The sequence below is a fragment of the Streptomyces sp. NPDC057302 genome, assembly GCF_042667685.1.
Lineage (GTDB): Bacteria > Actinomycetota > Actinomycetes > Streptomycetales > Streptomycetaceae > Streptomyces.
Map to the genome: position 1 here is coordinate 42533 of NZ_JBHUZJ010000072.1, position 6661 is coordinate 49193.

Consider the following 6661-nt stretch of genomic DNA (forward strand, 5'->3'; position numbering starts at 1 on the left):
CGTGGCCGTCACCGCAACGCCCTCAGCCACGCCCGAACGCGCGGTCGCATCCCCCTCGGGCGCGGTCGCGGTGACGGCCGGTCTCGTTCTTCTGGTCGCCGTCCTCGCCGTCGTCGACATCACGCAAGGCACCGCGTCGGTCGGCCCCGGCCAGGTGTGGAAGGCCCTCACCGGTCAGGCCGAGCAGGGCGACTCCTCCGTCGTCATCGCCTCGCGCATGCCGCGCATGGTCGCCGGGATACTCGTCGGGGTCGCCCTCGGCGCGGCGGGCGCCGCACTTCAGGCGGTCAGCCGCAATGTGCTCGCCGCACCGGACACCCTCGCCGTCAACGCCGGTTCGTACCTCGCGGTGACCCTCCTGGTCGCCAGCGGTGCGACGGCGCCGCTGCTCGCCTCATCGGGAGTGGCCTTCGTCGGCGGCCTCGGCGCCGCCGCCGTCGTCCTCGCACTCGCCGGACGCGGCGCGGGCACCGTGCGCCTCGTCCTCGCGGGCAGTGCGCTCGCCCTCGGGCTCAACGCCATCACCGAGGCGCTCCTCCTGCTCTTCCCCGAACAGACCCAGGGCCTCTACCAGTGGGGTCAGGGAAGCATCAGCCAGAACGGCTTCGACGGAGTCGCCGAGACGGCGCCCGTCGTGCTCGCCGCGCTGGTGGGCCTGCTGCTCATCGCCCGCCGCGTCGACGCCCTGGCCCTGGGCGACGACGCCGCGCGCGGCCTGGGCATCCCGGTCCGCGGCACCCGTGTCACGGCCGTCGTCCTCGCCTCGCTGCTCTCGGCAAGCGCCGTGACCCTGGCCGGTCCGATCGCCTTCGTGGGACTGTGCGCGCCGGCCCTGGTGCGACCGCTCGCCGGCCGGGTCCGCGGCCTCCTGCGCCACCGGACCCGGATTCCCGCCGCGGGTCTCGTGGGCGCCGCCCTCGTGCTGGGATCCGACGTCCTCCTGCGGACCGTGACGTCCTCCCAGACCGCGGTCACCGTGCCCACCGGCGTCATCACGAGCGTCGTCGGCGCCGTGTTCCTCGTCGTCATGGCGATGCGCACCCGCGACGGCGGCGGCGCGGCGGCGCCGGACCGGCTGCGCATCCCGAGCCGGACCGCCTACATCATCACCGTCGTCGTGCTCGCGGGCGTCCTTGTCGGCGTCGTGATCGCGGCGGTGCTCGTCGGCGACAGCACGTTCCTGCTCGGCGACGTGGCCAACTGGGCCCGCGGCCAAGCCGGTCAGGCCATCACCTTCGTCCTCGACACCCGAGTCCCACGGGTGCTCGCCGCGCTCCTCGCGGGCGCCGCGCTCGCACTGTCCGGCACCCTCGTGCAGTCCGTGACCCGCAATCCGCTCGCGGAACCCGGCGTCCTCGGCGTCTCCGGAGGCGCGGCGCTCGGCGCCATCGTCCTCGTCACCTCGGCGCCGGGCTCCGGATCGTGGGGCATCGCGGGCGCGGCCTTCGCAGGCGCCGTCGTCAGTTCCGTCGTCGTCTTCGGGCTCGCGGCCAAGGGCGGCTTCCAGAACAGCCGGCTCGTCCTCGTCGGCATCGGTGTGTCCTCGGGAACGATGGCGCTCATCAGCCTCCTCATCGTGCTCACCGACCGGTTCAGCGCGACCAAGGCGCTGATCTGGCTCTCGGGCTCCACCTACGGACGGACCGGCACCGACCTGCTGCCGGTCGCGGCCGTGCTCGTGGCCGCGACCGTCGTGGCCGTCGCCCGCCGCAAGGAACTCGACCTCGTCTCGCTCGACGAGGACACTCCCCGGCTCCTGGGCCTCGACCTGGCGCGCGGACGTCTCGGCTTCCTCGTCGTGAGCGTGCTGCTCACCGCCACCGCGGTGGCCGCCGCCGGCACGATCGGCTTCGTGGGACTCGTGGCACCGCACGCGGCACGCGCCCTCGTGGGCCGCCGGCACGTACGGGTCGTCCCGGTGGCGATGCTGCTCGGCGCGAGCCTCGTCTGCCTCGCGGACCTGCTGGGCCGAACCGTGATCGCCCCGGCCCAGCTGGGCGCGGGCCTCATGACGGCGGTCGTCGGAACGCCCTACTTCGTGTACCTGCTGGTGCGCAGCCGCCGCTAGAGGGCGGCGGCCCGCGGCCAGGGTCTCCCGCCGCGCCTCGCCCGCGTCGGGCTTGCCGCCCGGCAGATGGAAGACGGTGAGGCATACGGCGGCCCCGCCGCGACGGGGGGACGCGGCGGGGCCTGGTAGGCGGGTGCCCCGGAAAACGCGTGTCACGCGTCCGACCTGAGACGCGATGATGCCGCGAGCGTCACTCCCCCGCGCCCACCTCGTTGAAGCGCACGATTTCCTCGATCGTCTTCTGCAGTTCCAGCTCGTCCGGGTCGGAGACGATCGCGTGCCCCACCTTGCCGTACGGTCCGAGCGGCGTATCGGGAGACGACGAGTACTCGATGTCGTCGAAGCGGAAGCGGCGTTCGAAGTCTTCTCGCGTCAGGTTCCCGTCGGCGGATCTGCGGAGGAGTATGTAGCCGTGGAGGCGCTCCGGTGCGGCGCGTCCCACGGCCTGAGTGGGCTCTTCACCGAGCGCGAGGCTGATCTCGGCGTCGAAGAGGTCCACGCCGAAGGACAGTTGGTTGATCTGTGGGGACAGTGCGCCGGGGAGGCGGATGGCGCACTCGCCGAAGGTCAGCCCCGCTTCTTCCACGAAGGCCTCCATGTGGAAGACGCAATCGGGTGCGGCGAGAGTCCCGAGCACCTGACCCGCGAGTGTCTCCATCTGGTCGAACAGCTCAGGATGCCGCCCTCTGTCCAGCAAGTGCGCCGCCAGGACGCTGCCTTGCGCGGCGCTGAGCGGTGACAGGTGATAGCGGGTCATGGACGACCAGCGAAGAGAGCCGTTCTGCCAGATGCCGTCCATGTAGACCTCCGGGGCATCGACGAAGGACTCGGCGACGACCTCGACGTCCGACCGGCCGGAGAACAGGTCCAGCGCCCGCGCGTACTCCTGCGCCGAACGGACGATGTTCGTACGAAGGGACCCGGCCCCGGTCGCCGGCTTGACGACGAAGACCTCGCCCAGATCAGCGGTGAGTTCCGCGAAGGCGGTGTCGTGTGACGCGTACCGGCAGCGCGCACGCCTCACTTGGGGCGGAAGGCGGCTCTTCTGGAGGAACTTGTCCCGGAAGTGGAGCGCGGACCTCGAATCCTTGTTGCCGGGCAGGTCCCATTGCTGGCGCAGGTATGCCGCCCCGAACACGCCCATCTCATGGACGGTGAGGACACCCGCCAGATCGTCGATGCGTGCGGCCAGTACGGCGCGGCACAGCTCCTGGGCGTTCTCCATGTCGGCGACGTACGCGGATCTTCGGTCCGCCGGTGGGACCGAGGGCGCCTGGACGATGTAGTAGGGGCTGATGCCTCGGCGTTGCAGTGCCTGGTCGAGATCCGGCCTGTATCCAATGACAACCATGGTCGGCATTCATGTCTCCATGAGTATCGAGGTCAACTCGGTGGCATGGTCGCACAACGGCCTTTAGAACGAGGGGACTTGACCGACCCTCACCGTGACGCGGCCCGGAGGGCCACCGTGGGGATCACCGCGAGGGCCAGGGTTCCCGCGGTGACCGCGAGGAGCGGATAGCCGCCGCCCGCCACCACCAGACCCGAGGCCATGCCGCCCGTCGCGCCCGCCAAGGACATGCCCACGTCGGCCAGGCCCTGTACCGAGGCCCGGCGGTCGGCAGGGGCGGCGTCAGTGATCAGGGCGGTGCCGCTGACGAGGGCCAGGTTCCAGCCCACGCCGAGCAGGACCAGCGCACAGGAGAGCAGCGCCACGCTGTCCGGCGGAGCAAGACCGGCGAGCACACCCGCGCCAAGCAGCACCGCCCCGGCAGCCGCCGCCACGGGCAGTCTGCCGATCCGGTCGGCGAGCAGACCGCTCAGCGGTGAGGGCAGGAACATCGCGCCCACGTGCAGGGCGATGACGAACCCCGCGGCCTGCGTGCTGTGGCCGTGCCCGGTCATGTGCAGGGGAGTCATCGTCATCACGGCGATCATGACCAGCTGGGCGGTGATCATCACGGTGGCGCCGGTGACCACCCCGGGGGAGAAGCGCTCCGACGCCCGGGGCTCCGTCGAGGGGGCCACGGCCTCCGGCACCGGCAGCCGGGTGTCCGGGGTGTCCTGCGGCTGCTGGAGGCGGGCCAGGAACAACGGGTCGGGACGCAGCCACACCCACAGCACAAGACCCGCGGCCGTGTAGGCGAGCGCCGCAAGAAGGAAGGGCCCGGCAAGGCGCGGGATGCCCCAGGCGTGTGCGAAGGCGCCGGTGGGGCCGACGAGGTTGGGTCCCGCGACCGCGCCCAGCGTCGTGGCCAGCAGGACCGTGCCCGTGGCGCGACCCCGCCGCTCGGGTGGGGCGAGGTCGGCGCCCGCGTACCGGGCGAGCAGCCCGGTGGCCGTACCCACTCCGTACACGAACAGCGACACGAGCAGCAGCCCCGCCCACTGGCCCGCGGCGGCCGCCACGACTCCGGCGCTGCCGAGCGCGGCGATCGCGTGCCCGAGCGCCAGGCCGGGGCGCCGCCCCTTGCGTTGCGAGACCCGCCCGATGAGCGCGGCTCCCAGGGCCGCGCCCCCGGTGAACAGGGCGGCCGGCAGCCCGGCTAGGCCCGTGGAACCGAGCAGATCCTCGGCGAGCAGAGCGCCGACCGTGATGCCGGCCGCCATGCCCGCGCCGCCGAGTGCCTGCGAGAGGACGAGTACGGACAACACGCGCCGCAGCACGTGGGGCGCCGCCTCTTCTCCGGTTCGGGTGACGGTGGCGGTCATGCCGTGCCCCGCACCGGCGCTTCCCCGTCAACGGCGGTGTCGGCGATGTCGGAGATCTGCGCCAGGGACAGGTCCAGCTCCTCGTGCAGGAACCGCACGACCGTCCAGTGCGGCAGGGCGTCCTCGTCGAACGGCCCGAAGGCCGCGGTGTAGAGGGGAATCCACCGCAGGGCCTCCTCGGCGGCGCTCTCGCGCCCCGGGGCGGCTTGGTAGGCGTCGTACGAGATGCTGCGGTGGTGGATGAAGTGGCCGCCGGGCAGCCGCTGTTCGCACAGCTCGTGGTACTCGCGGGTCTGCAGGATCAGGTAGTGCCAGATCTCGTCGATGTCCTGCTCGACGGGGAGAAAGAGGCCGCCCAGCAGGTCGGGATGGCGCGAGACCAGGTAGAGATGGCGCAGACACTCGCGGACCTGGTGGGTGACGACGGAGTCGGCGGGAGCGCCGGGCTTCGCCGCGAAGTGGGCCACCACCTCGTCGTGCAGAGCGCTGCCGAGCAGCTCGTGGGCGGTGGGGACTGTTTCCGTGCCGGATTCGGAAGCGGTGGGGGTGGCAGTCGTGTGCATGGCGTTGTCCTGTCGGGCGCGATCCGGGTGGTGGTCAGGAGGCGTCGGGCGTGGCCAGCCAGGCGTACTTGCCCGAGCGTCCGATCGGTACGTGGGTGCGGTGCTCGACGTGGCAGGAGCGGCCCGTCAGGACGCCGACGGATGCCGCGAGATCGCTCTCCTCGGCGGGCGTCAGCGGCACGTCGTCGAAGGTCGTGCACCACAGGCCGCACCGGTCCTCGCCGGTCAGGCGCAGTTGGTGCAGGAAGACGCGGGGGCAGGCGGCGGCGATGCGGGCGTCCAGGTCGGCCTGGGCGACGGGGCCGCCGGGGGTGGGCAGCAGTTCCTTCTCGCGGCCGCAGAAGGAGACGATCTCCTTCGGGTCCGTGCCGCCGTCGCGGGTGCGGACGCAGTCGCCGGAGCGGTAGCGCACGAGCGGCATGTAGGGATTGCGGATGCTGGTGACGATGAGGCTGTGGATGCCGCTGCCCGGCTCCACCGGGATCAACTCCACGCTCATGTCGTGCAGATAGGGCTGATAGCGGCCTTCGGCATCGCTGTAGAAGAGGTAGCCCAGTTCGGTGCTGCCGAAGAGGTCGACCACGGGGCAGTCGAAGTGGGCGCGCAGGTAGGCCCGGACGTTCAACGGCGTGTACTCATAGGCATGCACGATGCCGGCCGGTCGCGGGAACCCGTCCCACAGGCCCCACTCGGTGACTTTGCGGACCAGATGTGCCAGGTGGTACCCGGAGCAGTCCAGGAGGTATGAGCCGTCCGGGTGCGCGGCGCTGACCTCCCGGATCTCGGCGAGCATCCGCTCGACCTCCGCACGCTCCCAATCGGCCGGGTCCAGCTGCCGGTTGAGGTACAGGGTGCGGTCGTCGAGCCATCGTTCGCCCGGAGTCGCGTCCGGTGTGCGGGTGTTGACGCGCGCCACGTGTTCGGTGGCGAGGACGGTGGTCAGTGAGGTCCGCCGGGCGCCGCAGTGCCAGATGGCGCCGAGGTCGGGGTGCTCGCTCCACAGGCGGTAGTAGGAGCGGAGCAGGAAGTACGGCGGCCGGATGATCTGCATACGGGCGTGATTGGTCCCGGTCGACAGCACGAACTCGGCCTCACCCGCCTCCAAGGCGCGGGCCAGCTCGGGAGTCATCCAGTTGTCGGGGAAGCCCCGGGCGATGTCCGGCTTCTCCAGGACCGGGAACTCGCCGCGCTCGGCGGAGGCGCGGTAGAGGGGGATGTCGCGTACGCGGTCCAGGACGTCGGCGCTCGGATGGGGGTTCAAGGCGGCTCCGGTGCAGGCGGGGGGTGGGGGAGCGGGGCGGGGCCGCCGCCGCGAAGG

5 protein-coding genes are annotated in these 6661 nt (G+C 71.8%); 1 reads left to right on the forward strand and 4 read right to left on the reverse strand.

The features are described 5' to 3' along the window. The first annotated feature begins 1 nt into the window (after position 1). The gene (locus ACFUPX_RS34565; protein ID WP_383331897.1) at positions 2-2068 is read left to right on the forward strand and encodes an iron ABC transporter permease; all 2067 of its coding nucleotides are present in this window, start codon (positions 2-4) and stop codon (positions 2066-2068) included. Positions 2069-2258: 190 nt separating this feature from the next. Here ACFUPX_RS34565 and ACFUPX_RS34570 read toward each other — a convergent pair whose 3' ends face one another. The 4 genes from ACFUPX_RS34570 to ACFUPX_RS34585 all read right to left on the reverse strand — a co-directional run bounded on the left by ACFUPX_RS34570 (position 2259) and on the right by ACFUPX_RS34585 (position 6604). After that, positions 2259-3428, reverse strand: a complete 1170-nt coding sequence (locus ACFUPX_RS34570) for an acetyl-CoA carboxylase biotin carboxylase subunit family protein (RefSeq protein WP_383331899.1) — start codon at positions 3426-3428, stop codon at positions 2259-2261. 80 nt (positions 3429-3508) lie between these two features. Then, a complete protein-coding gene (locus ACFUPX_RS34575) occupies positions 3509-4780 on the reverse strand; it encodes an MFS transporter (RefSeq protein ID WP_383331901.1) in 1272 nt (423 codons plus the stop codon). Beyond that, positions 4777-5343: a hypothetical protein gene (locus tag ACFUPX_RS34580; RefSeq protein ID WP_383331903.1), complete on the reverse strand. Its 567-nt coding sequence runs from the start codon at positions 5341-5343 to the stop codon at positions 4777-4779. The genes ACFUPX_RS34575 and ACFUPX_RS34580 overlap by 4 nt, the downstream gene beginning before the upstream one ends. A gap of 34 nt (positions 5344-5377) precedes the next feature. Further along, positions 5378-6604, reverse strand: a complete 1227-nt coding sequence (locus tag ACFUPX_RS34585) for a hypothetical protein (RefSeq protein WP_383331907.1) — start codon at positions 6602-6604, stop codon at positions 5378-5380. Positions 6605-6661: the final 57 nt, after the last annotated feature.

Excerpts from the sequence above, each read along its gene's own strand:
- ACFUPX_RS34580 (WP_383331903.1), bottom strand. The coding sequence starts at position 5,343 with ATGCACACGACTGCCACCCCCACCGCTTCCGAATCCGGCACGGAAACA.
- ACFUPX_RS34570 (WP_383331899.1), bottom strand. The coding sequence starts at position 3,428 with ATGCCGACCATGGTTGTCATTGGATACAGGCCGGATCTCGACCAGGCA.
- ACFUPX_RS34575 (WP_383331901.1), bottom strand. The coding sequence starts at position 4,780 with ATGACCGCCACCGTCACCCGAACCGGAGAAGAGGCGGCGCCCCACGTG.